General features: G+C 71.5%; 21 protein-coding genes. 16 read left to right on the forward strand and 5 right to left on the reverse strand.

Annotation, left to right across the window (positions count from 1 at the left end; translation table 11 throughout):
- The first annotated feature begins 46 nt into the window (after positions 1-46).
- Entirely contained in the window at positions 47-688 is a 642-nt protein-coding gene (locus ABH935_RS30140; protein ID WP_370381325.1) for a TetR/AcrR family transcriptional regulator, read from the forward strand.
- Complete coding sequence (locus ABH935_RS30145) at positions 616-804, forward strand: SDR family oxidoreductase (protein WP_370381430.1); 189 nt, start codon at positions 616-618, stop codon at positions 802-804. The genes ABH935_RS30140 and ABH935_RS30145 overlap by 73 nt, the downstream gene beginning before the upstream one ends.
- Here the strand turns inward: ABH935_RS30145 and ABH935_RS30150 are convergent.
- A complete protein-coding gene (locus ABH935_RS30150; RefSeq protein WP_370381326.1) occupies positions 739-1,620 on the reverse strand; it encodes a helix-turn-helix domain-containing protein in 882 nt (293 codons plus the stop codon). The two genes, ABH935_RS30145 and ABH935_RS30150, sit on opposite strands and share 66 nt — an antisense overlap.
- Positions 1,621-1,756: 136 nt before the next feature.
- On the opposite strand from ABH935_RS30150, the gene ABH935_RS30155 reads away from it, so the two are divergent.
- From ABH935_RS30155 to ABH935_RS30165, 3 genes are all read left to right on the forward strand, one after another.
- Entirely contained in the window at positions 1,757-2,500 is a 744-nt protein-coding gene (locus ABH935_RS30155) for an SDR family oxidoreductase (RefSeq protein WP_370381327.1), read from the forward strand.
- Between the two features lie 11 nt (positions 2,501-2,511).
- Positions 2,512-2,868 (forward strand): nuclear transport factor 2 family protein, encoded by a 357-nt coding sequence (locus ABH935_RS30160; RefSeq protein WP_370381328.1) that lies wholly within the window; start codon positions 2,512-2,514, stop codon positions 2,866-2,868.
- A 90-nt stretch (positions 2,869-2,958) separates the two neighbouring features.
- Positions 2,959-5,496 (forward strand): flippase-like domain-containing protein, encoded by a 2,538-nt coding sequence (locus tag ABH935_RS30165; RefSeq protein ID WP_370381329.1) that lies wholly within the window; start codon positions 2,959-2,961, stop codon positions 5,494-5,496.
- Between the two features lie 51 nt (positions 5,497-5,547).
- Here ABH935_RS30165 and ABH935_RS30170 read toward each other — a convergent pair whose 3' ends face one another.
- Entirely contained in the window at positions 5,548-6,198 is a 651-nt protein-coding gene (locus tag ABH935_RS30170) for an HAD-IA family hydrolase (protein WP_370381330.1), read from the reverse strand.
- A gap of 57 nt (positions 6,199-6,255) precedes the next feature.
- On the opposite strand from ABH935_RS30170, the gene ABH935_RS30175 reads away from it, so the two are divergent.
- A complete protein-coding gene (locus ABH935_RS30175) occupies positions 6,256-7,449 on the forward strand; it encodes an ROK family protein (protein WP_370381331.1) in 1,194 nt (397 codons plus the stop codon).
- Here the strand turns inward: ABH935_RS30175 and infA are convergent.
- Positions 7,427-7,651 carry a translation initiation factor IF-1 gene (gene infA / locus ABH935_RS30180; RefSeq protein ID WP_370350023.1) on the reverse strand — a complete coding sequence of 75 codons (225 nt, stop codon included), beginning with the start codon at positions 7,649-7,651 and terminating at the stop codon, positions 7,427-7,429. The two genes, ABH935_RS30175 and infA, sit on opposite strands and share 23 nt — an antisense overlap.
- On the reverse strand, positions 7,639-8,118 hold the full coding sequence (locus ABH935_RS30185; RefSeq protein WP_370381332.1) for an N-acetyltransferase family protein: 480 nt from the start codon (positions 8,116-8,118) through the stop codon (positions 7,639-7,641). The genes infA and ABH935_RS30185 overlap by 13 nt, the downstream gene beginning before the upstream one ends.
- 552 nt (positions 8,119-8,670) lie before the next feature.
- Between ABH935_RS30185 and ABH935_RS30190 the strand changes: the two genes are divergently transcribed.
- Positions 8,671-9,906 carry a hypothetical protein gene (locus tag ABH935_RS30190; protein ID WP_370381333.1) on the forward strand — a complete coding sequence of 412 codons (1,236 nt, stop codon included), beginning with the start codon at positions 8,671-8,673 and terminating at the stop codon, positions 9,904-9,906.
- A 79-nt stretch (positions 9,907-9,985) separates the two neighbouring features.
- Here ABH935_RS30190 and ABH935_RS30195 read toward each other — a convergent pair whose 3' ends face one another.
- Positions 9,986-11,578, reverse strand: coding sequence for an FAD-dependent oxidoreductase (locus tag ABH935_RS30195; RefSeq protein ID WP_370381334.1), 1,593 nt, complete (start codon positions 11,576-11,578; stop codon positions 9,986-9,988).
- A 204-nt stretch (positions 11,579-11,782) separates the two neighbouring features.
- Between ABH935_RS30195 and ABH935_RS30200 the strand changes: the two genes are divergently transcribed.
- The 9 genes from ABH935_RS30200 (at position 11,783) to ABH935_RS30240 (ending at position 19,435) form a co-directional block, all read left to right on the forward strand.
- Positions 11,783-12,919, forward strand: coding sequence for a SchA/CurD-like domain-containing protein (locus ABH935_RS30200; protein ID WP_370381335.1), 1,137 nt, complete (start codon positions 11,783-11,785; stop codon positions 12,917-12,919).
- Between the two features lie 123 nt (positions 12,920-13,042).
- A complete protein-coding gene (locus ABH935_RS30205; protein ID WP_370381336.1) occupies positions 13,043-13,459 on the forward strand; it encodes a cupin domain-containing protein in 417 nt (138 codons plus the stop codon).
- The gene (locus ABH935_RS30210; RefSeq protein WP_370381337.1) at positions 13,456-14,739 is read left to right on the forward strand and encodes a beta-ketoacyl synthase; all 1,284 of its coding nucleotides are present in this window, start codon (positions 13,456-13,458) and stop codon (positions 14,737-14,739) included. The genes ABH935_RS30205 and ABH935_RS30210 overlap by 4 nt, the downstream gene beginning before the upstream one ends.
- Positions 14,736-15,980, forward strand: a complete 1,245-nt coding sequence (locus ABH935_RS30215) for a beta-ketoacyl synthase N-terminal-like domain-containing protein (protein ID WP_370381338.1) — start codon at positions 14,736-14,738, stop codon at positions 15,978-15,980. The genes ABH935_RS30210 and ABH935_RS30215 overlap by 4 nt, the downstream gene beginning before the upstream one ends.
- Before the next feature lie 52 nt (positions 15,981-16,032).
- The gene (locus ABH935_RS30220; RefSeq protein WP_370350014.1) at positions 16,033-16,284 is read left to right on the forward strand and encodes an acyl carrier protein; all 252 of its coding nucleotides are present in this window, start codon (positions 16,033-16,035) and stop codon (positions 16,282-16,284) included.
- A 1-nt stretch (position 16,285) separates the two neighbouring features.
- On the forward strand, positions 16,286-16,741 hold the full coding sequence (locus ABH935_RS30225; protein ID WP_370381339.1) for an SRPBCC family protein: 456 nt from the start codon (positions 16,286-16,288) through the stop codon (positions 16,739-16,741).
- Between the two features lie 5 nt (positions 16,742-16,746).
- On the forward strand, positions 16,747-17,085 hold the full coding sequence (locus ABH935_RS30230; protein ID WP_370381340.1) for a TcmI family type II polyketide cyclase: 339 nt from the start codon (positions 16,747-16,749) through the stop codon (positions 17,083-17,085).
- Positions 17,082-18,830 (forward strand): acetyl-CoA carboxylase, carboxyltransferase subunit beta, encoded by a 1,749-nt coding sequence (accD, locus tag ABH935_RS30235; protein WP_370381341.1) that lies wholly within the window; start codon positions 17,082-17,084, stop codon positions 18,828-18,830. Before ABH935_RS30230 ends, accD begins: the two co-directional genes overlap by 4 nt.
- The gene (locus ABH935_RS30240; RefSeq protein ID WP_370381342.1) at positions 18,827-19,435 is read left to right on the forward strand and encodes an acetyl-CoA carboxylase biotin carboxyl carrier protein subunit; all 609 of its coding nucleotides are present in this window, start codon (positions 18,827-18,829) and stop codon (positions 19,433-19,435) included. Before accD ends, ABH935_RS30240 begins: the two co-directional genes overlap by 4 nt.

Raw genomic sequence — 19,435 nt, forward strand, 5'->3', positions numbered from 1 at the left:
GCTCTACAAGCGTAGCCCTACAGGGCGTCCCATACAATGGGAAGCCATGGATGCGACCACTCCGCCGGAACCGGCCGCCACGCCCGCGACACCGCGCGGCCGCAACCGGCGCGGCCAGGGCGAGCGCCTGCGTGCCGAGATCATCGAAGCGACGCTGCGGCTGCTCGACGAACTCGGCGACGACCAGGCACTGTCCATGCGCGCGGTCGCCCGCGAGGTCGGCATCGCCGCGACCTCGGTCTACATCCACTTCGCCGACCGCGACGCCCTGGTGCTGGCCGCCCTCGAACACTGCCACGCGGACCTCCAGCGCGCGGCGAGCGACGCGGAGTCGAGCGCCGCCGACCCGGTGGCCGCGCTGCGCGCCCGGGCGAGGCTGCTCGGCACGTGGTCGCGCGAACATCAGGGCCTGTACAAGGTGCTGCACGAGAGCGGCCTCAACCGGCGCACGGACATGTCCTTCAAGGAGGAGATGGCCCACCACACGACCGCCGCGATCCGTCGCTGCATGGACGCCGGCCTGGTCCCGCAGGCCGACGCGGCGACCGTCTCCCTGGACCTGCGCACGGCCGTCCACGGCGCGGTCTCGCTGCGCGTCAATCAGCCCGACATGCCCTGGCCCCCGCTGGAGGAACAGCTGGACCGGTTCCTGGTGAAGCTGGTCGGCGCTCCGCCGTTCGCCGATTAGGAAAAGCCAGTAGGCCCGAGGAGGCCGCGCAGGTCGTGACCTTCCGCGCCTCAGACCGCAGCAGCTTCATGACCGGCGCCGAGGTCCACGTCGACGGCGGCGCCGGCCAGGTCTGACGCGAGCGCCCCGAGCAGTGCCAGCCGTTCGGCGTCCGGGCTCCCGGGCTCGGCGCTGCCGACCAGCAGGTACTGCCCGGGCGCGTCCTGGAGCTCGAAGGTCTGATAGCTGAGGGTCAGCCGGCCCGCGTCCGGGTGTTCGAAGGTCTTGGTCCTGCCGGCCAGACGCCCGACGTCCTGACGGCTCCACAGCTCCGCGAACTCCGCACTGTCGGCCACGAGTCCGTCGATCAGGGCCGGCATGCGGGGGTCGTGGAGTTCGTGGCCGTACGCCGCCCGGAGTGCCGCGACGGTGTCCCGGGCGACGGAGGACCAGTCGACGAACAGCTCGCGTGCGGCGGGGTCGCAGAACAGCGCGTGCACGATGCCGCGCGGGTCGGTGAGGGGCGACAGGAGCGCGTCGGCGAGGGCGTTCGTGGCGAGGACTTCGAGGCGGCGGTTCACCAGGTAGGCGACCGCGCCGGGGAAGGCGTGCATCAGGCGCAGCAGCTCCGGCTTGGCCCGATCCGAGTCTGGGGTCGAGGTCGGAGTCTCAGTCTTCGGGACCAGGCCGGCCAGGCGGTAGACGTGCCAGCAGGCGTCCGAGTCCAGGCACAACGCACGCGCGATCGCGTCGACGACCTGGCCGGAGGGATGGCGCTCGCGTCCCTGTTCCAGCCGGGCGTAGTAGTCGGCGCTGACACCGGCCAGCACGGCCACCTCCTCGCGCCGCAGCCCACGCACCCGACGGCCCTGCGAGGTGGGAAAGCCGACGTCAGCCGGGAGGACGCGCGACCGGCGCGCCAGCAGGAATTCCCCCAGCTCATTGCCGCTCATGCTTTGGATCGTACGCCGCTGTGCCTAGGAGTCGCGCACCTAGGAAGACCTGTCCTGCCGGTTTCGACGGAGCGGACTCATCCTTTCGGTAGCGGTCGGCGCACGACACGACCACCGACGCCCCGAAAGGCACGCCATGTCTCACCCGTCCACCGAAACTGCGTCACAAGTGGTCCTGATCACCGGGGCCAGTAGTGGCATCGGCGAGGCCACCGCCCGACGACTCGCCGCCGCAGGTCACCGCGTGGCGCTCGGAGCCCGCCGCACGGACCGCCTCACCGTCCTCGCCAAGGACATCGAGGCCGACGGCGGCAGCGCCCTCGCGCACGAGCTGGACGTCACCGACCTCGCCAGCGTGCAGGGCTTCGTCGCGGCCGCGCGCGACCGGTTCGGGCGCGTCGACGTCCTGGTGAACAACGCCGGCGTCATGCCGCTGTCGCCCCTGGCCGCGCTCCAGGTCGACGAGTGGAACCAGATGATCGACGTGAACCTGCGCGGCGTGCTGCATGGCATCGCCGCCGTCCTGCCGCTCATGCAGGAGCAGGGCTCCGGACACATCGTGAACATCGCTTCGGTCTCGGGCCTGCGGGTCGACCCGACCTCCGCCGTCTACAGCGCCACCAAGTTCGCGGTCCGCGCCCTGTCGGAGGGGCTGCGCCAGGAGAGCCGGGACGTCCGGGTCACGGTGGTCAACCCGGGCCTGACCCGCAGCGAGTTGGCCGAGTCCATCAGCGACGGCGCGGTCAAGGGCGCGGTGGACGAAATGATGGCGATCGCCATCCCCGCCACCGCGATCGCCGAGGCGATCCTGTACGCCGTGTCGCAGCCTGCTGAGGTTGATGTCAACGAGATCGTCGTGCGGCCGACGGCTCAGGGATGAGGGCAGCACCGATGGTGACCGAGGAACAGATCAACGACTGGGTCGAAGGCTACGTGCGGGCGTGGACCAGTAACGCCAAGAGGGACATCGCCGCGCTGTTCACGCGTGAGGCCGAGTATCACGAACGGCCCTACGAGACCGACTGGATCGGCCGTGACGCGATCGTCGAGGGCTGGCTCGGTCGCGCGCAGTGGCAGGAGGGCGGTTGGGAGTTCGAGTGGTCGCTGCTCGCCGTCAACGGCGACACCGCCGCGATCGAGGGCACCGGCCGCTACAAGGAGCTGGGCACCTTCGCCAACCTGTGGACGGTGACCTTCGACAAGAACGGCGAGTGCATCATGTTCCGCATGTGGAACAACCAGGTCTGAGCGCCGTCGCGGCGGTGCGCGATGCGGCAGCGATCGCCTGGAGCCGGATGGTTGCCGCAGGCGTGATCCAGCCTGGCAGAATTCAGCCCCATGACAGCCCCGCCCCTGCCGCAAGCGCCCGAGGCGCCGGTGCTCGACGTCCCGCCGGAGCGGGACGTGCGGCGGGCCGCCGACGCGGTGCGGCTGATCGTGTCCGGGGCCGTGCTCGTGGCCACGGTGCTGCTGGCGGTGGCGACACGATCGTTCGCGCGGCAGGTGCAGCATGGGCTGATCACGGCGGTCGCGGCGCTGCCGGTCGGGGTGCGGGACGTGCTGGTCGCGGTGGTGCAGATCGCGGCGGTGCTGGGGCCGGTGGCGGCCGTCGTCGTGGTGGTCCGGCGGCGGCGCGGCGACGCGCTGCTGCGGGTGCTGCCGGCCGCCGCGCTCGGGGCGCTCCTGGCCGGGGCGCTGGTGCACACGGTCCTGACCCACAGCCGGCCGGCGGAGTGGCCCGCGGTGCTCACCGATCACCGGGCCCTGCTTCCGGTGGGGTGGCCGTCGGCGGTGTACCTGGCGGCCTGCGCCTCCGCCGCAGTCACGGCCGGGCCGTGGCTGTCGCGGCGGTGGCGGCGTGCGGTGTGGCAGTCGGTCGCCGGGAGCGTGGTGCTGAGCGCGGCGGCGGCCGCGGTGCTGCCGATGGACGGCGTGGCGGCGCTGGCGATCGGGGGCGTCGCGGCCTCGATCGTGCTGCTGTTCGGCGGGGCGCCACCGGATCGGCCCGGGCCGAGGGCCGTCGCGAACGCGCTGGTGGCGTGCGGACTTCCGATCACAGTGCTGCACGAAGTGCCCGCCTCCGATCAGCGGGACAGCGAGGGGATCCGCTACCTCGCCGAGACCACCGAAGGACGCAACTCGGTGCGGGTCCTCGGTCGCGAGGACCACAACCGGGACCTGTTCCACCGGCTGTGGCGGCGCCTGCTGCTGACCGAGCCCGGGGATCTGGCGATCGAGCCGTTGGCGGCGGCCGAGCACGAGTTGGTGATGCTGGTCGCGGCCGGGCACACCGGGGCGCGGGTCGTCGAGCCGGTGACCGCGTTCCCGGTGGCCGGCGGCGGGGCGATGCTGGTCACGGACGACGATTCGCGGGAGCGGCTGCTTTTCCGCAACGAGACGGCTGGCTCCGACGACTCCGACCACTCCGACGACTCCGCCGACTCCGCCGACTCGGCCGACTCCGACGACGCAGCCCTCACCGACGCCTGGCGCTCCGTGGCCCACCTCCAACAGCACCGGATCGCCCACCGAGCCCTGACACCCGACCACATCCTCGTCGCCCCGGACGGCACGACGCGGCTGGAAGCCTTCGCCCGCGCCCGCCTCGACGCCTCCCCCACGCAGCTCGGCACCGACCTGGCGGTACTGTTGGCGACGTCCGGTGCCCGGATCGGGCCCGAACGCGCGGTCGCCTGCGCACTCGCCAGCCTGGGTCCAGACCGTCTTGCGACGGTGCTGCCGTACTTGCAAACGCTGGCGTTGATAGGCAGTCCGGCCCGGCATGCCGTCGCCGAACACGACCGCGCCGCGGCCCAGGCGGCCCGAGCGGCGGCGAAGCACCGGACGCTGCGGGCCGGCGGCGGCCCGAGCCTGCTGCGTGACCTGTCCGGCGCGGTCCGCGAGGCCTGCCACGTCGAGGAGCCGAAGAAGGCCCACCTCGCGCGGCTGACGTGGAAGAAAGCGCTGGCGCTGGTCGGCGCGCTGCTGGTGATCCACCTGATCCTGCCGCAGCTGGCCAACGCCGGGACCGCCACCGCGGCGCTGAAGACGGCGGACTGGTGGTGGGTGCTGGCGGCGGTGCCGATCGTGCTGCTGTCACAGGTCTTCTCGGCGTTCCTACAAGCCGGCACGATCCCCGAGCGGCTGCCGTTCCCACCCAACGTGCTGGTGCAGTTCGCCTCCTCGTTCCTGAACCGCATCACCCCGAACAACGTCGGCGGCATGGCCCTGAACCTCAGGTTCCTGCAGAAGGCCGGCGTCGAGACCGGCTCGGCCACCGCCGCCGTCGGCCTGCAGAGCGTGGCCGGCGCACTGGCGAGCGGCATCGTGTCAGTGACCTTCTTCGCCTGGACCGGCCAACGCCACTCCGGCGTCCACCTCGGCATGCCCTCCGGCCACTGGCTCCTGCCCGCGGTGTGCGCGGTCCTGGTCGCCGCCGGCCTGCTCGCCCTGACCGGCCCCGGCCGCCGCTTCGTCCACGACAAGGTCTGGCACTTCCTCAAAGCCGCCGGCCAAACCGTGGCCGCCGTCGCGACCAGCCCCACCCGCCTCACCGAGATCGCCGGCGGCGCCCTGGGCCTCCCCCTGATCCAGATCAGCGCCCTGGCGATCTGCCTGCACGCCTTCGGCGTCCACCTCCCCCTGGGCCAGGTGGGCGCCGTCTACATGGCCTCTCGCATAGTCGCCAGCGCCACCCCGACCCCCGGCGGCCTCGGCGCCCTGGAAGCCGCGCTGATCACAGGCATGACGGCGCTCGGCGCAGCAGCCGGCCCGGTCACGTCGGCGGTGCTGGTCTACCGGCTCATCAGCTTCTGGCTGAACATTCCGGTGGGGGCCGTCGCGTTGCAGATCGTGCAGCGCCGGGGTTATGTCTGAGGAAACCGGCAAGCCGCTGCATGCCGACACCACCGCGCTACAGCAATGTCGTCAAACCTCGCGCCCGACCATCAACTCCGTGATCCGCCGCAGCCCGTCGATCCCCAGGTCGCCGGGGACGCCCTTCAACGCCGCGACCGTCGCCCCAGCAGCCCGGCCCGCCGCGACTCCGGGCTCGGTGTCCTCCACCACGAGGCAGTCCCCGGGCGCCACGCCGAGCAGTTCGGCCGCGCGCAGGTAGCCCGCCGGGTCCGGCTTGCCGACCGGCACGTCGTCGGTCGTGATGAGAATCCGAGGGCTGATGCCCGCAGCCGCCAGGCGCAGCTTCGCCAGCCGCGCGTCCGCGCTGGTGACGACGGCCCACGGGACGGCGCGCGCGTCCAGCGCCGCGATCAGCTCGTGGGCGCCGTCGGTGGCGGCGACGTCGGCGAGGTCGTCGTACTCCAGCGCCAGTTGGCGGGCTGCGGCCTCGGCGATCGTCGCGGGGTCGGCGTCGAGGAGGATCTTGGCGACGGTGTCGGCCGCCGGGTGGCCGGGGGCGATGGCCAGGGGCAGCGCCGGATCGACGCTGTACTCCCTCGACCAGGCGAGCCAGGAGCGGTCGACCGCCGCGTCGGAGTCGACGAGCGTCCCGTCCATGTCGAAGAGCACGGCCGCGACGGTCAAGCGGCGGGAGGCGTGGATGAGGTGCATGACGTGCATGGGCCACTCCTGACGAGTATTATCCTCGGTCACCGAGTTTAAAAGGGGACGAGCCGGATGACAAGACCGCGCGACGCACGCTGGCCGGGCCCCCTAGCGCTCCTGAACGAGGTCCGGCGCACGCCCGGCGTCACCCGCGCCGACGCCGCGCGCCGCCTGGGCCTCGGCAGCGGCTCCGCGACGGACATCACCGCACGCCTGCGCGCCCTCGACCTGCTCGACGAGGTCCCGGCCCCCGCAGCCGGCCGCGGACGCCCGACGACCCAGCTCCTCCCCCACCCGCGCGGCCCCCTCGTCGCCGTCGTCGAGGTGCGCTACGAAGGGTGGCGCTGCGCGCTCGCCGGCATCGACGGCCGTCCGGCCACGATCGCCGCCGGACGGCACGCGCACGGCGCCGAACAGCAAGTCGTCCGCGAGATCGCCGACGCGTTGAGAGACCTGAGACACCGCCACGGCCACCGCCTGCGCGCCGTCTCGGTCAGCGTGGCCGCCGCCGTCCGCCACCGGCACCTCGTCCGTCCCACGACCCTCGGCTGGGATCCGACCGACCTGTCCGGCATCCTCCCCGACGCCGCTACTGCCCTGGTGATCGGCAACGACGCCACCCTGGCCGGCCTCGCCGAGGCGCGCGGCGGCGCGGGCCTCGGCGCCGGAACCGTGCTGCACCTGACCGTCGAGGTCGGCCTCGGCGGCGTACTGGTGATCGACGGCGTCCCGGCCGTCGGCGGCAGCGGCACCGGTGGCGAGTACGGGCACATGCCCTTCGGCGACCGGTCGCGACGGTGCCCGTGCGGAGCACGAGGATGCTGGGACAACGAGGTCGATGGCAGAGCCCTGGCACGCTATCTCGGCGCCGCATCGCCCGACGACCCGCGCGCCTTCGCACTGGACGTCCTCCAACGCGCCGACCACGACGCCGAAGCCGCCGGCGCGGTACGAAGCGTGGCCGACGCCCTCGCCTCCGGTATCGCAGGACTCGTCAACGCCCACGACCCGGACCTCGTCACCCTCGGCGGCCTCGCCCCGCTGATCAGAACCGCCGCACAACCCGACTTCGACGCCGCCTACCTCGACGGGCTGATGGAGTTCCGCCGCACCGACCCGATCCCGCTGCGGGCAGCGTCCCTCGGCGACGACGGCGCACTGATCGGCGCCGCCGCCGCCGGACTGGACGTGGTGCTCAGCGAATCAGGACTCGATGACTGGGTCGCGGATCTGGAGCGGCCGGCTACGACCGGTACCGGAACGTGATCCGACCGCGCGTCAGGTCATAAGGACTGAGCTCCACCAGCACCCGGTCCTCCGGCATGATCCTGATGTAGTTCTTGCGGATCTTCCCGCTGATGTGCGCGAGCACCTTGTGTCCGTTGTCCAGCTGCACCCGGAAGTTGGCGTTGTACAGGCACTCGATGACAGTGCCCTCAACCTCGATGCCCCGATTCAGTCTTGCCACATCAACTCCATGCTGTTGCTCGTACGGCGCGCGCCCGCGCCTTCCACCAAAACGATCGCCGCGATGTCGGTCTCCTCGACGTCGGCCGACGCCCTGCCGAACCCGCGCTCGCGCAGCGCGTCCAGCGCGTGCGCCAGCAGCGCCCGGCCGATGCCACGACGCCGCTGATCAGCGCGGACCTCGATGGACGCGATCCGCGCGATCCGCGGCGTCCCGTCGCTGCTCATCAGGGGGATGAGACGGACCAGACCGACCTCGGTACCGTCGATTTCGGCGCGGAACACGTCCTCCCCGCCGGCGAAGGTCACGCCGGCCGGAATCCGCGCACTGATCTTTGCTTCGAGAGGCACCAGATAGTGCCGCTCACGTCGCCCTTCGACGAAGCCCGCGCGACGCCAGTTCTCGGCCGTCGCCGAGTCCTCGGCGTCGAGCACCGTGTAGAGCGGCGCCGGCAGTTCCGCGAGCATGACGGCAGCGAGCTGGTCGAAGACCGCGTCGTGCCACGCGTCGATGCTGATGAACAGCCGTCCGTCGGGACGGCGCGAAGTGTTCCCGCGGCCGACCGTCAGGCCGTCTTCGACTGCGTGCCACTGGGCTGCTGCGACCCTCGTGATCACAGGCGTCACGGGGTCAGGAATGAGATGTGCGATGGCGTTCATAGCTGTCGCCTTCCAGGAGTGCCTTGGGGCGCTCCGGCGACAGCTACGTCAGTCGCCGGCCGTGACCGGCAGGAGGAGCACCCACGTTGAACGAGTGTTCACGGGTACCACCTCCCTTGATGATCTGTCACGGCCTGGTCGAAGGTTACCGGACGAGGCAGCGGGGCACGCAACTCCTTTTCCGCGATCTCACCCCGGCCTCCCCGCGTACCCACCTCCCGGATACCCGACGGTAACAATCTCGCCGCAGCCCTTGCCAGCACCGGAGCAGTCTGCCAGTTTCACGGAACGAGGGACGCGACGCGGCCGATCGGTCCCGGCAAGGAACAACCACCTGTCGGGTTCTTGAGAGGTCACAGCATGAGCAGGCTTCATCGGGCGCGCACTCGTCTCCGTGCCCTGATTACGGGCGCGATCCTGGTCCCCGTTCTCGCCGGTACCACCGCCGTCGTCAGCACCGGTGCCGCGCACGCGGCCACGCCCGGCGGGGCGCCGTGGGTCGTCTCCGTCGGCGACAGCTACATCTCCGGGGAGGCCGGCCGCTGGGCCGGCAACACCAACGACAGCAGCTCGGAGATCGACGCGCTGGGCCCGACGGCCTACTACGACAACCCGGGCCACACCGCCGAGACCATCCCGCGCTGCCACCGGTCGCAGTCCGCTGAGATCTACATCGGCGGCGGCGTGAACGGGCTGAACCTGGCGTGCAGCGGCGCGGAGACGGCGACGTACACCGACAGCGGCAACTTCAAGCCGGGCCTGGACTTCTACAACTCCGGCGGCAACCAGGGCCAGGCCCTGATGCTGCAGAACTTCGCCGCCACCCACAAGGTCACCATGGTCGCGGTTTCGATCGGCGGGAACGACTTCAACTTCTCCTCGATCGTCACCACCTGCGTCGAGGACTTCCTGACCACGCCCTCGTGGTGGCCCTCGTACTGCAGCCAGGACTCCTCGGTGACCGGCAACTTCTCGGCGTCCAACGTCGCCACGGTCACCACGCACATCGCGCAGGCGCTGCAGAACGTGCACCAGGCCATGGCCAACGACGGCTACGCCGACGGCGACTACACGATCCTCGTGCAGAACTACCCCTCGCCGATCCCGAACGGCTCGGGCTTCCGCTACTCGCAGTCCGGCTTCACGCGCCAGTCCACCGGCGGCTGCGGATTCTGGGACAACGACGCCAACTGGGCCAACGGCACGGCGCTGCCGACGATCTCCGGCGCGGTCTCCAACGCCGTCGCGCAGAGCGGGCTGAGCAACGTGCGCAAGCTCGACATCTCCTCGGCCTTCAACGGCCGCCGGCTCTGTGAGAACACCGTAGGCCTGCTGGAGGAAAAGGGCCTGAGCTCCTGGACCAACCCGGGCGCGGTCAACCAGACCGAGTGGGTCAACCAGATCCGCACGGTCACCACGATCGGCAGCAGCCCGTACTACATCCAGGAGTCGCTGCACCCGGACTACTGGGGCCAGCTCGCCCTGCGCAGCTGCGTGCGCCAGGCCTGCAACAACGGCGCGGTGCGCGGCGGAAGCTGCACGATCGCCGGGGCCGGCCTGGACGGCAACGGCGATCCGGTGATGTCGCTGCACTGAGCAGCGACCGGTTCTCCCCGGGGTCGGTGGCGCCCTCACGCCATCGACCCCGGGGCGCGTCAAAGAGGAGCAGTGAGTATCAGAGGCTGAACACCTCGCGCAGCACGTCCCCCAACTCGGCCTTCGCGTCACTTGCCCCGCCGCCCGACCGCCACGCGACGAACCCGTCCGGCCGCACCAGCACCGCACCGTCCGGCTCGACGCCGTAGGCTTGCTGCCAATCAGTGTCCGTATTCGGCGCGTGGCACTCCAGTGGCGCCCCGATCTCCGCCGCCACCGGCGCCGCGGCCGCGTGCCACGCGCTGTCGTGCGCTGTCAGCAACACCGGGACGCGCTCGAACAGATCGATCGTCGACACCTTCGCGTCGTCCCCGTCCAACCACAGATGCGGGGCCCTGGTGCCGGGCTCGCCGGTGGCCGCGAAGTTCTCGGGAACAGTCGGCGCCTGCACATCCGCACCGACAAGAGCGCCTGCCGTATACCGATAGCCAAGCACAGCCGGCAGCATCGACGTCCGCCCGGGACCACCGGCAGGCGCGTCGAAGCCCGGGTGCCGGTGCTCAGCCGAGCGGAGCACCGCACGCGACGCAGTCTCCACCGCCACCGGCCGACGCTCGGCCCCGTACGACTCCAGCAGCTCGGGCCCCGCCCAACCACCCAACACCGCGGCCAGCTTCCACGCGAGATTGTGCGCGTCCTGGATACCGGTGTTCGAACCGAACGCTCCGGTCGGCGGCATTTCGTGCGCTGAGTCGCCGACCAGGAACACCCGGCCGGAGTGGTACAGGTCGGCCACGCGCTCGGCCGCGTGCCACGGCGCCCGGCCGGTGATCTCCACCGGCAGATCGGGGACGCCGGCGGCCGCTCGGATGTGCGCCGTGCACCGCTCGTCGGTGAAGTCCTCGATCGTCTCGCCCCGGTCGGGGTGCCATGGCAGGTGGAAGACCCAGTTCTCGCGGTTGTCCACCGGGAGCAGCGCACCGGCGCCCTCGGGGTTGGTCACGTAGCACGCGATGAACAACCGGTCTCCCACGACATCGGCGAGCCGGCTCGCGCGGAAGGTGACGCTGACGTTGTGGAACAGGTCGCCGCGTCCGCTCCGGCTGATGCCCAGGCGTTCTCGGATCGGGCTGCGGGGGCCGTCGGCGGCGACCAGGTAGCCGGCGCGGACCGTGCTGCGCTCTCCGGTGGAACGCTCGACCAGCTCAGCGGTGACGCCGTCGCCGTCCTGTTCGAACGAGACCAGCTCCGTGCCGAAACGGACCGTACCGCCCAGCTTCTCCGCATGCCGCAGCAGCACCGGTTCGAGATCGTTCTGACTGCACAGACACCACGAGGCGGGACTGAACCCGGCCGTCCGGCCGCCCGGATCGATCTGCCGGAATAGCCACTCCTGCTCGGCCCCGGCAAGCGTGTCGGCTTGCAGGATCCCGTGGTTGTCGCGCAGGACTGACGCCGCCTGCCGGATGTCGGCGTCCACCCCGGCGACCCGGAACAGCTCCATCGTCCGCAGGTTGTTGCCGCGGCCCCGGGGGTGGTGCGAGGTCCGGGCGTGCCGCTCGACCAGCAGGTGGGGGACGCCCAGGCGGCCCAGGAACACCGACGTCGACAGGCCCACGAGGGAGCCTCCGACGACGAGGACCGGCACCCGGTGCGCGCTTGGCTGGTTCACGGCGTGGCTCCATTCGTGACGTTGCCCGGCGGTCCCCGGCGTCCGCCGACGGTTCTCGGCGGCTTCCGGCAGACCTCTCCCCTTCTCCATCCCCCGCGAGCGCCCCGATTGTGCGAATTTCGCCCGGATGGATGCGAATCGTCGCGCCATCCGGATACCTCGGAAACGATCTGGTGGTCAGGCAACCCGAAAGAGAGACCGACCATGGCTCAGCCGTCTCCCGTTCTCGACGAGCGCGCCCGCCCGACGACCGACTCCCGCTTGCGGGTCGTCCTGTTGCTGGATGTGCAAGACGGCGCGCAACAACGCTTCCTCGACGCCTACGAGCGGATGCGGTACCAGGTCTCGGCCGTGCCGGGACATCTGATGGACCAGCTCTGCCAGTCCACCGAGGACCCGTTGCGCTGGCTGATCACCAGCGAGTGGGAGGCCGCGGAGCCGTTCCTGACCTGGCTGGACAGCCCGGAGCACCGCGAGGTCGTCAGACCCCTGAGCAGCTGCGTCCGGGACACCAGATCCCTGCGTTTCACGGTGTTCCGGGAGACCTTCGGCACGCAGAGCGTCGACAGCGCCCTGCCGCCGAGGGAGCGGAACGGATCGGCGCACCCGGTGGCGCTCGGCCCCGGACCGGACGGCATCACCCGGCACGCGCTCACCTTCTCCGTGAAGCCCGGCAGCGAACAAACGGTCGCCGGCATCCTCGCCGGCTACACCTCCCCCGCGGCCAAGGTCGACGACACCACCCGGCTGGTCCGCACCTCGCTGTTCATGCGCGGCAACCAGGTGGTCCGTTCGGTCGAGGTGGTCGGCGACCTGGTCGCCGCGCTGCGCCACGTCGCCGCGCAGCCCGAGGTGAGAGCGGTCGAGGAAGCGATCAATCCGTATCTGGAACAGGCCCGGGACCTGAGCGACCCGCTGTCCGCCAGAGACTTCTTCCTGCGCGCCGCTTTGCCCGCCGTGCACCACCACGCGCGTGCCGAGCGGCCCGCACAGGAGCCGGGCCGTTACGCGTTCTCCTATCCTGCCCGACCGGGCTGCGGCGCCGCGATCGCCGAATACCTGTCCCGCCAAGACGAAACCGCTGTGCACGACCCGGCCTCTCCGCTCGTGCGCAGCACCGTGTTCCAGCGCGAGGACCGCGTGGTCCGGCTGGTCGACCTGACCGCGCCGCCGCAGACCGATCCGGCGGCGGCACTCGGCGTCACCGCTCCGCGAGCCGGCGCGGTGCTGGCCCGGCTGCTCCGGTCCGCGCCGGACCTGCGCGACGACGGCGGCCGACGGGCCGCGCTCGCCGACTGGGAACTGACGCCGATCACCGACCGGCGCTCGCCGCAGGCCTGACGGCCGAGCCGAAGCCGGGCCCGATGCCCGATCTGCGAACACTGCGACACCTGCGACACCCGCGAACACCGCGGACTCCCGGCACCAAGCGCCGGGCCACCCAAGCGCGAGGGGAAGATCGTCATGACCACGAACCTGCCTGTTGTCGTCAACGTCGGGGACGCTCCGTCGAACCGCCGCCGGGGCGGCGATCTGCGGGCCATGCTCACGCCGTCCGCGGTCGGCGCGACGAGCGGGTTCATGGGAGTCGCCATCGTGCAGCCCGGCGAACGCATCGGCGAGCACTACCACCCCTTCTCCGAGGAGTTCGTCTTCGTCGTCAGCGGCGACCTCGTGGTCGACCTGGACGGCACGCCCCAGCCGCTGCGCCCGGACCAGGGCCTGATGATCCCGATCGGCATGCGCCACCGGTTCCGCAACGTCGGCACCACCGAGGCGCGCCTGGTGTTCCACCTCGGCCCGCTGGCCCCGAGCCCGGAGCTCGGCCATGTGGACACCGAGCAGGAGGACGCGCCGGAACCGGCGGAGGCCGTCCGATGACGAGCCCTGCGATACCGACCCGTCGGGCGGCGGTGACCGGGATCGGCGTGGTGGCGCCCGGGGCGACGGGCGTCCCGGCGTTCTGGGACCTGCTCTCGGCCGGCCGCACCGCCACCCGCGCCATCACCTTCTTCGACGCCGAAGGCTTCCGCTCCCGCATCGCCGCCGAGTGCGACTTCGACCCGGCAGCCGGCGGCCTGAGCGCCGAGGAGATCGACCGCAACGACCGCTACGTCTGGTTCGCGCTGGCCGCCGCGGCCGAGGCGATCCAGGACAGCGGCCTGGACCTCGCCGCCGCCGATCCGTGGCGGCTCGCGGTGTCGCTGGGCACCGCGGTCGGCGCCACGACCCGGCTGGAGCACGACTACGTCGCAGTCAGCGCCGAAGGCCAGGCCTGGGAGGTCGACCATCAGAAGGCCGGTTCCTACCTCGCGCGCGCCTTCGCGCCGAGCACCCTGGCCTCGGCCGTGGCCGAGCGCTTCGGCGCCTCAGGGCCCGTACAAACGGTGTCCACCGGCTGCACGTCCGGCCTGGACGCCGTCGGCTACGCCGCGCAGGCGATCGAGGACGGCCGGGCCGACGTCGTCATCGCAGGAGCCTGTGACTCCCCGATCTCGCCGATCACCGTCGCCTGCTTCGACGCGATCAAGGCCACTTCGGCCCGCAACGACGACCCCGAGCACGCCTCCCGCCCCTTCGACGCCGGCCGGGACGGCTTCGTCCTCGGCGAGGGCGGCGCCGTGCTGGTCCTGGAGGAGCTGGAGCAGGCCCGTCGGCGAGGCGCGCGGATCTACGCGGTGCTCAACGGCTTCGCGACCTTCGGCAACGCGCACCACATGACCGGGCTCACGCAGGAGGGCCGGGAGATGTCGGAGGCGATCGACCGGGCCCTGGACCACGCGCGGCTCGACCCGGCGGACGTGGACTACGTCAACGCCCACGGCTCGGGCACCAAGCAGAACGACCGCCACGAGACCGCCGCGGTCAAACGCTCGCTCGGCGCGCACGCGTATCAGACCCCGATGAGCTCGATCAAGTCGATGGTCGGGCACTCGCTCGGGGCCATCGGCGCGATCGAGCTGGCCGCCTGCGCCCTGGCGCTGCAGCACGGCGTCGTGCCGCCGACGGCCAACTACAGCAAGCCCGATCCGGAGTGCGATCTGGACTACGTCCCGGGCAGCGCCCGGGAACTTCCGCTGCGCCACGTCTTGTCGGTGGGCAGCGGCTTCGGCGGCTTCCAGTCCGCCGTCGTCCTCAGCCGTGAAGGAGCCTCCTTATGAACGGCTCCGCGGCCCGCCGACGCGCGGCCATCACGGGGATCGGGGTCGTGGCGCCGAACGGCGTCGGCACCGACGACTTCTGGAAGGCGACGTGTCAGGGCACTTCGGTGCTCGCCCCGATCGACCGGGAGGGCTGCGAGCAGTTCCCACTGCGGATCGCGGGCCTGGTCAACGGTTTCGATCCGGCGCAGTTCGTCGAGGACCGGGTTCTGGTCGCGACCGACCGGTTCACGCACTTCGCTCTGGCCGCCGCCGGCATGGCGCTCGACGACTCCGGACTCCCGATCGACGCGGAGGGCGACCCCTTCGGCATCGGAGTGGTGACGGCGGCCGGCTCGGGCGGAGGCGAGTTCGGCCAGCGCGAGCTCCAGCAGTTGTGGAGCCGGGGCCCGCACCATGTCGGGCCGTACCAGTCGATCGCCTGGTTCTACGCGGCGAGCACCGGACAGATCTCCATCCGCGGCGGGTTCAAGGGGCCCTGCGCGGTGGTGGCCAGCGACGAGCCCGGCGGCCTGGACGCGCTCGCGCACGCCGCGCGTGACGTCGTGCGGGGCACCAGCGCGGTGGTGGTCGGCGCGGCCGAGGCGCCGATCGCGCCGTACTCGATGGTGTGCCAGCTCGGGTACCCGGAGCTCAGTACCGTCGCCGAGGCCGAGCAGGCATATATGCCCTTCGCCGAGCAGGCCGATGGATTCGTACCGGCCGAAGGCGGTGCCTTCTTCGTGCTCGAAGACGAGGCGACGGCGCGGGCTCGCGGCGCGCGGATCAGGGCGGTGGTGGCCGGGCACGCCGCGACGTTCACCGGCGCGTCCCGATGGGCCGAGTCGCGGGAAGGGCTCGCACACGCCATCCGTAGTGCCCTCGCCGAGGCGGACTGCCCGCCGGAGGACGTGGACGTGGTCTTCGCCGACGCCCTCGCCGTGCCCGAGGCCGACCGCGCCGAGGCCCTGGCGCTGGCCGACGTGCTGGGCGAACATGCCGCGCGGGTCGCGGTGACCGCGCCCAAGGCGGGAACCGGCCGGGCCTACTGCGGAGCTTCGGCGCTCGACACGGCCGCCGCCGCGCTGGCGCTGGAACAGGGCCTGATCCCGCCGACCCCGAACGCCGACGGCTGTGCGTACGACCTGGACCTGGTCACGGGCTTCGCTCGGACCACCGCGCCGCGCGCCGCGTTGGTGCTCAGCAGGGGCCTGATGGGTTCCAACTCCGCTCTGGTCCTCAGAATCGGCTCAGAGTCCTGACACCCCCGACCCCGATGACCGTCCCGCTGGGACACGACGAAAGGGCGATCCCGTGACCGTCGAACTGACCTCCACGGACCTGGCCACCTTGCTGAAGCAGAAGGCCGGGGTCACCGTCAGCCCGCTCGACCTGGACCGGCCGGGCGCCACCTTCGAGGACTTCGGGGTGGACTCGCTCGGGCTGCTGGCCGTCGTCGGGGAGCTGGAGAACCGGCACGGCCGGTCGATGACGTCCGCGGAGACCTCCAAGTCCTCGGCCGAGTTCCTGCAAGCCGTGAACCTCTCTTTGAAGGAAGGGTCCTGACATGCCCGGGCACACCGACAACACCGTCGTCATCAACGCCCCGCTGGATCTGGTGTGGCAGATCACGAACGATCTGGAGAACTGGCCCAGCCTGTTCAGCGAGTACGCGTCCGTGGAGGTGCTGGACCGCACCGGCGAGCGCACGCGCTTCCGGCTGACGATGCATCCCGACGAGAACGGCAAGGTCTGGAGCTGGGTCTCCGAGCGCGAGACGGACCGCGAGGCGCAGGCCGTCCGCGCGCGCCGGGTCGAGCCGGGCCCGTTCGAGTACATGGACATCCGGTGGGAGTACGGCGAGGTCCCCGAGGGCACCAGCATGCGCTGGATCCAGGACTTCGCGATGAAGCCGACCGCGCCGGTGGACGACGCGGGCATGACGCAGCGGATCAACAACAACTCCCGGGTCCAGATGGATCTGATCCGGGAGAAGGTCGAGAAGCGCGCGGCGGAGGTGTGACGGACGTGCATCGCACCCTCATCGTCGCCCGGATGAAGCCGGGTTCCGCGGACGGTATCGCAGAGGTCTTCGCCGACTCCGACCGGGGAGAGCTGCCGGATCTGATCGGGGTCCGGGGCCGCAGCCTGTTCCAGTTCGGGGACGTCTACATGCACCTGATCGAGTCCGACCAGCCGGCCGGGCCGCAGGTCGCGCGGCACGCGGCGCATCCGGAGTTCCGGGCCGTCAGCGAACGGCTGGCCGCGTACGTCGACGCCTACGACCCGGAGACCTGGCGCGAGCCCAAGGACGCCATGGCCCGCGAGTTCTATCGCTGGGAACGGGCCGGGGGCGACTGGCCGTGACCACCGTCGAGGGCGCACGGGAGTCTTCGGCGTCGCACTGGGTGCGGTGCGAGGGCTGCGAAGGGCTGCTCTACGCCAAGCGCTTCATCAGGATGCTGAAGGTGTGTCCGGAGTGCGCACGGCACGGACGGCTGACCGCGCCCGAGAGGCTCGACCAGTTGCTCGACCCCGGATCGGCCGTACCGATCCGGGGCGGCCCGACGGTGCACGACCCGCTGGAGTTCGTGGACAGCCGGCCGTACCCGGACCGGTTGCGGGACGCCAGGGCCGACACCGGGTTGTCCGATGCCGCGGTCTGCGTCAGTGGCCTGATCGAGGGGCATCCGGTGGTGGCCGTGGCCATGGACTTCCGGTTCCTCGGCGGCAGCCTCGGGTGCGCGGTCGGCGCGATGATCACTCAGGCCGCTGCGACGAGTCTGGCGCGCCGGGTCCCGCTGTTGGTCGTGACCGCGTCCGGCGGGGCCAGGATGCAGGAGGGCGTGCTGTCGCTGATGCAGATGGCGAAGACCGCCCAGGCGTTCGCGGCGCTGGACGAGGCCGGGATCCTGACGGTGTCGCTGATCACCGATCCGACGTACGGGGGCGTGGCGGCGTCGTTCGCGAGCCTGGCCGACGTCATCTTCGCCGAACCCGGGGCCCGGATGGGGTTCGCCGGGCCGCGGGTGATCGAGCAGACGATCGGCGAGCGTCTTCCGGAGGGGTTTCAGACTGCTGAGTTCCTGCTGCGGCACGGGATGGTGGACGACGTGGTGCCGCGCGCCGGTCTTCGGTCGGCGTTGGCGCGGGTGCTGAGCATCAGCGGCCGGTCCGATGCGGCTTCGGAGCCGTGCCCGCTCCCCACGGCTGTCGAGGGCGCCGGGAACGTCAGGGGCTCCGCCGAGACGATCTTCCGCACGGCCGATCAGCTGACCGAACGCGCGCCCTGGGACACGGTGCGCCTGGCACGGCATCCCGAACGCCCGACCACGCCGGACTACATCCGGCACGTCGTCGACGACTTCCAGGAGCTGCACGGCGACCGTCTGGCCGAGGACTGCCCGGCCATCGTCGGCGGGACCGGGCTGGTCGCCGGGTTCCCGGTGATGCTGATCGGCCACCACAAGGGCGGACCGGATCTCACCGAGCGCCGGCGGCGGCGGTTCGGCATGGCGACCCCGGCCGGCTACCGCAAGGCGGCGCGGCTGATGCGGATGGCCGCCAAGCTCGGGCTGCCGGTGGTCACGCTCATCGACACGCCGGGGGCGAATCCGGGTCCTGATGCCGAACGCGCCGGGCAGGCGGTCGCGATCGCCGAGAACCTGCGGCTGATGGCGCGGCTGCCGGTGCCGATCGTGGCCGTGCTGACCGGTGAGGGCGGCAGCGGCGGGGCGCTGGCGCTGGCGGTGGCCGACCGGGTGCTGGTGAGCGCGAACGGGATGTACTCGGTGATCAGCCCCGAGGGCTGCGCCGCGATCCTGTGGAAGGCGCCGGAGGCGGCGACGACAGCGGCTGCGGCGCTGCGGGTACAGGCCGGTGACCTGCTACGGCTCGGCATCGTCGACGGGGTCGTCCCGGAGCCGCCCGACGGCGCGCACCGGGATTCCGCCGGGGCGGCCGTGCTGCTGGAGAGCGCGTTGAAGGCGACGCTTCAGGAGCTCATGCCCTGGGACCCGCAGCGGCTGATCGCCGAGCGCAGAGACCGTTTCCACCGGTTCGGAACTGAAGACGCCGAACCGGTGGGACCCGAGGAAAGGAGCAGGCCGTGACCACCGACCTCAGAGACGAGGCTGCCAAAAACGGCGTGGTGCGACGCCATGCGACGGGTGTGATGCGGGCTGCTGTGGCCGGGCCGGAGACGGCTGATCTGGCGGCCATGTGCCACCACGTCGCGGATCTGGCGCGGACGCGGCCCGAGCCGCCGAGCCGGATCCGGCTGGAGCATCTGGGGACCGCGTTGGAGATCGAGTGGCCTTCGCCTGTTCTAGAGACGAGCGCGTCTGTATCAGTGCCCGGGGTCGGTCCGAATGCGGCCGAATCCTCTTCTCCGCGCACGGATTCTCTGGCTGCCAACGCTGCCGATGCCGCCGCTGCTGCCGGCGCTGCCGGTGCTGCCGACGACGGGCTCCAGCGCGTGTGTGCCCCGATGATCGGCACGTTCTACCACTCCCCCGAGCCCGGCGCGCCGCCGTTCGTGGCGGTGGGAGACAGCGTCGTGCCGGGGCAGCGGATCGGGATCCTCGAAGTGATGAAGATGATGAGTCCGGTGGAGACGCAGATCGCCGGCATCGTGCGGGAGGTCCTCGTGCCCGACGGCGGTGCGGTGGAGTTCCAACAGCCGCTGATCGTCGTCGAGCCGGTCGGCGGGCGCTGA

Origin of the sequence: Catenulispora sp. GAS73 (assembly GCF_041262085.1) — a bacterium.
In the GTDB taxonomy this organism is placed as follows: domain Bacteria; phylum Actinomycetota; class Actinomycetes; order Streptomycetales; family Catenulisporaceae; genus Catenulispora.

Excerpts from the sequence above, each read along its gene's own strand:
- ABH935_RS30140 (WP_370381325.1), top strand. The coding sequence starts at position 47 with ATGGATGCGACCACTCCGCCGGAACCGGCCGCCACGCCCGCGACACCG.
- ABH935_RS30150 (WP_370381326.1), bottom strand. The coding sequence starts at position 1,620 with ATGAGCGGCAATGAGCTGGGGGAATTCCTGCTGGCGCGCCGGTCGCGC.
- ABH935_RS30155 (WP_370381327.1), top strand. The coding sequence starts at position 1,757 with ATGTCTCACCCGTCCACCGAAACTGCGTCACAAGTGGTCCTGATCACC.
- ABH935_RS30160 (WP_370381328.1), top strand. The coding sequence starts at position 2,512 with ATGGTGACCGAGGAACAGATCAACGACTGGGTCGAAGGCTACGTGCGG.
- ABH935_RS30165 (WP_370381329.1), top strand. The coding sequence starts at position 2,959 with ATGACAGCCCCGCCCCTGCCGCAAGCGCCCGAGGCGCCGGTGCTCGAC.
- ABH935_RS30170 (WP_370381330.1), bottom strand. The coding sequence starts at position 6,198 with ATGCACGTCATGCACCTCATCCACGCCTCCCGCCGCTTGACCGTCGCG.
- ABH935_RS30175 (WP_370381331.1), top strand. The coding sequence starts at position 6,256 with ATGACAAGACCGCGCGACGCACGCTGGCCGGGCCCCCTAGCGCTCCTG.
- ABH935_RS30185 (WP_370381332.1), bottom strand. The coding sequence starts at position 8,118 with ATGCTCGCGGAACTGCCGGCGCCGCTCTACACGGTGCTCGACGCCGAG.
- ABH935_RS30190 (WP_370381333.1), top strand. The coding sequence starts at position 8,671 with ATGAGCAGGCTTCATCGGGCGCGCACTCGTCTCCGTGCCCTGATTACG.
- ABH935_RS30200 (WP_370381335.1), top strand. The coding sequence starts at position 11,783 with ATGGCTCAGCCGTCTCCCGTTCTCGACGAGCGCGCCCGCCCGACGACC.
- ABH935_RS30205 (WP_370381336.1), top strand. The coding sequence starts at position 13,043 with ATGACCACGAACCTGCCTGTTGTCGTCAACGTCGGGGACGCTCCGTCG.
- ABH935_RS30210 (WP_370381337.1), top strand. The coding sequence starts at position 13,456 with ATGACGAGCCCTGCGATACCGACCCGTCGGGCGGCGGTGACCGGGATC.
- ABH935_RS30215 (WP_370381338.1), top strand. The coding sequence starts at position 14,736 with ATGAACGGCTCCGCGGCCCGCCGACGCGCGGCCATCACGGGGATCGGG.
- ABH935_RS30225 (WP_370381339.1), top strand. The coding sequence starts at position 16,286 with ATGCCCGGGCACACCGACAACACCGTCGTCATCAACGCCCCGCTGGAT.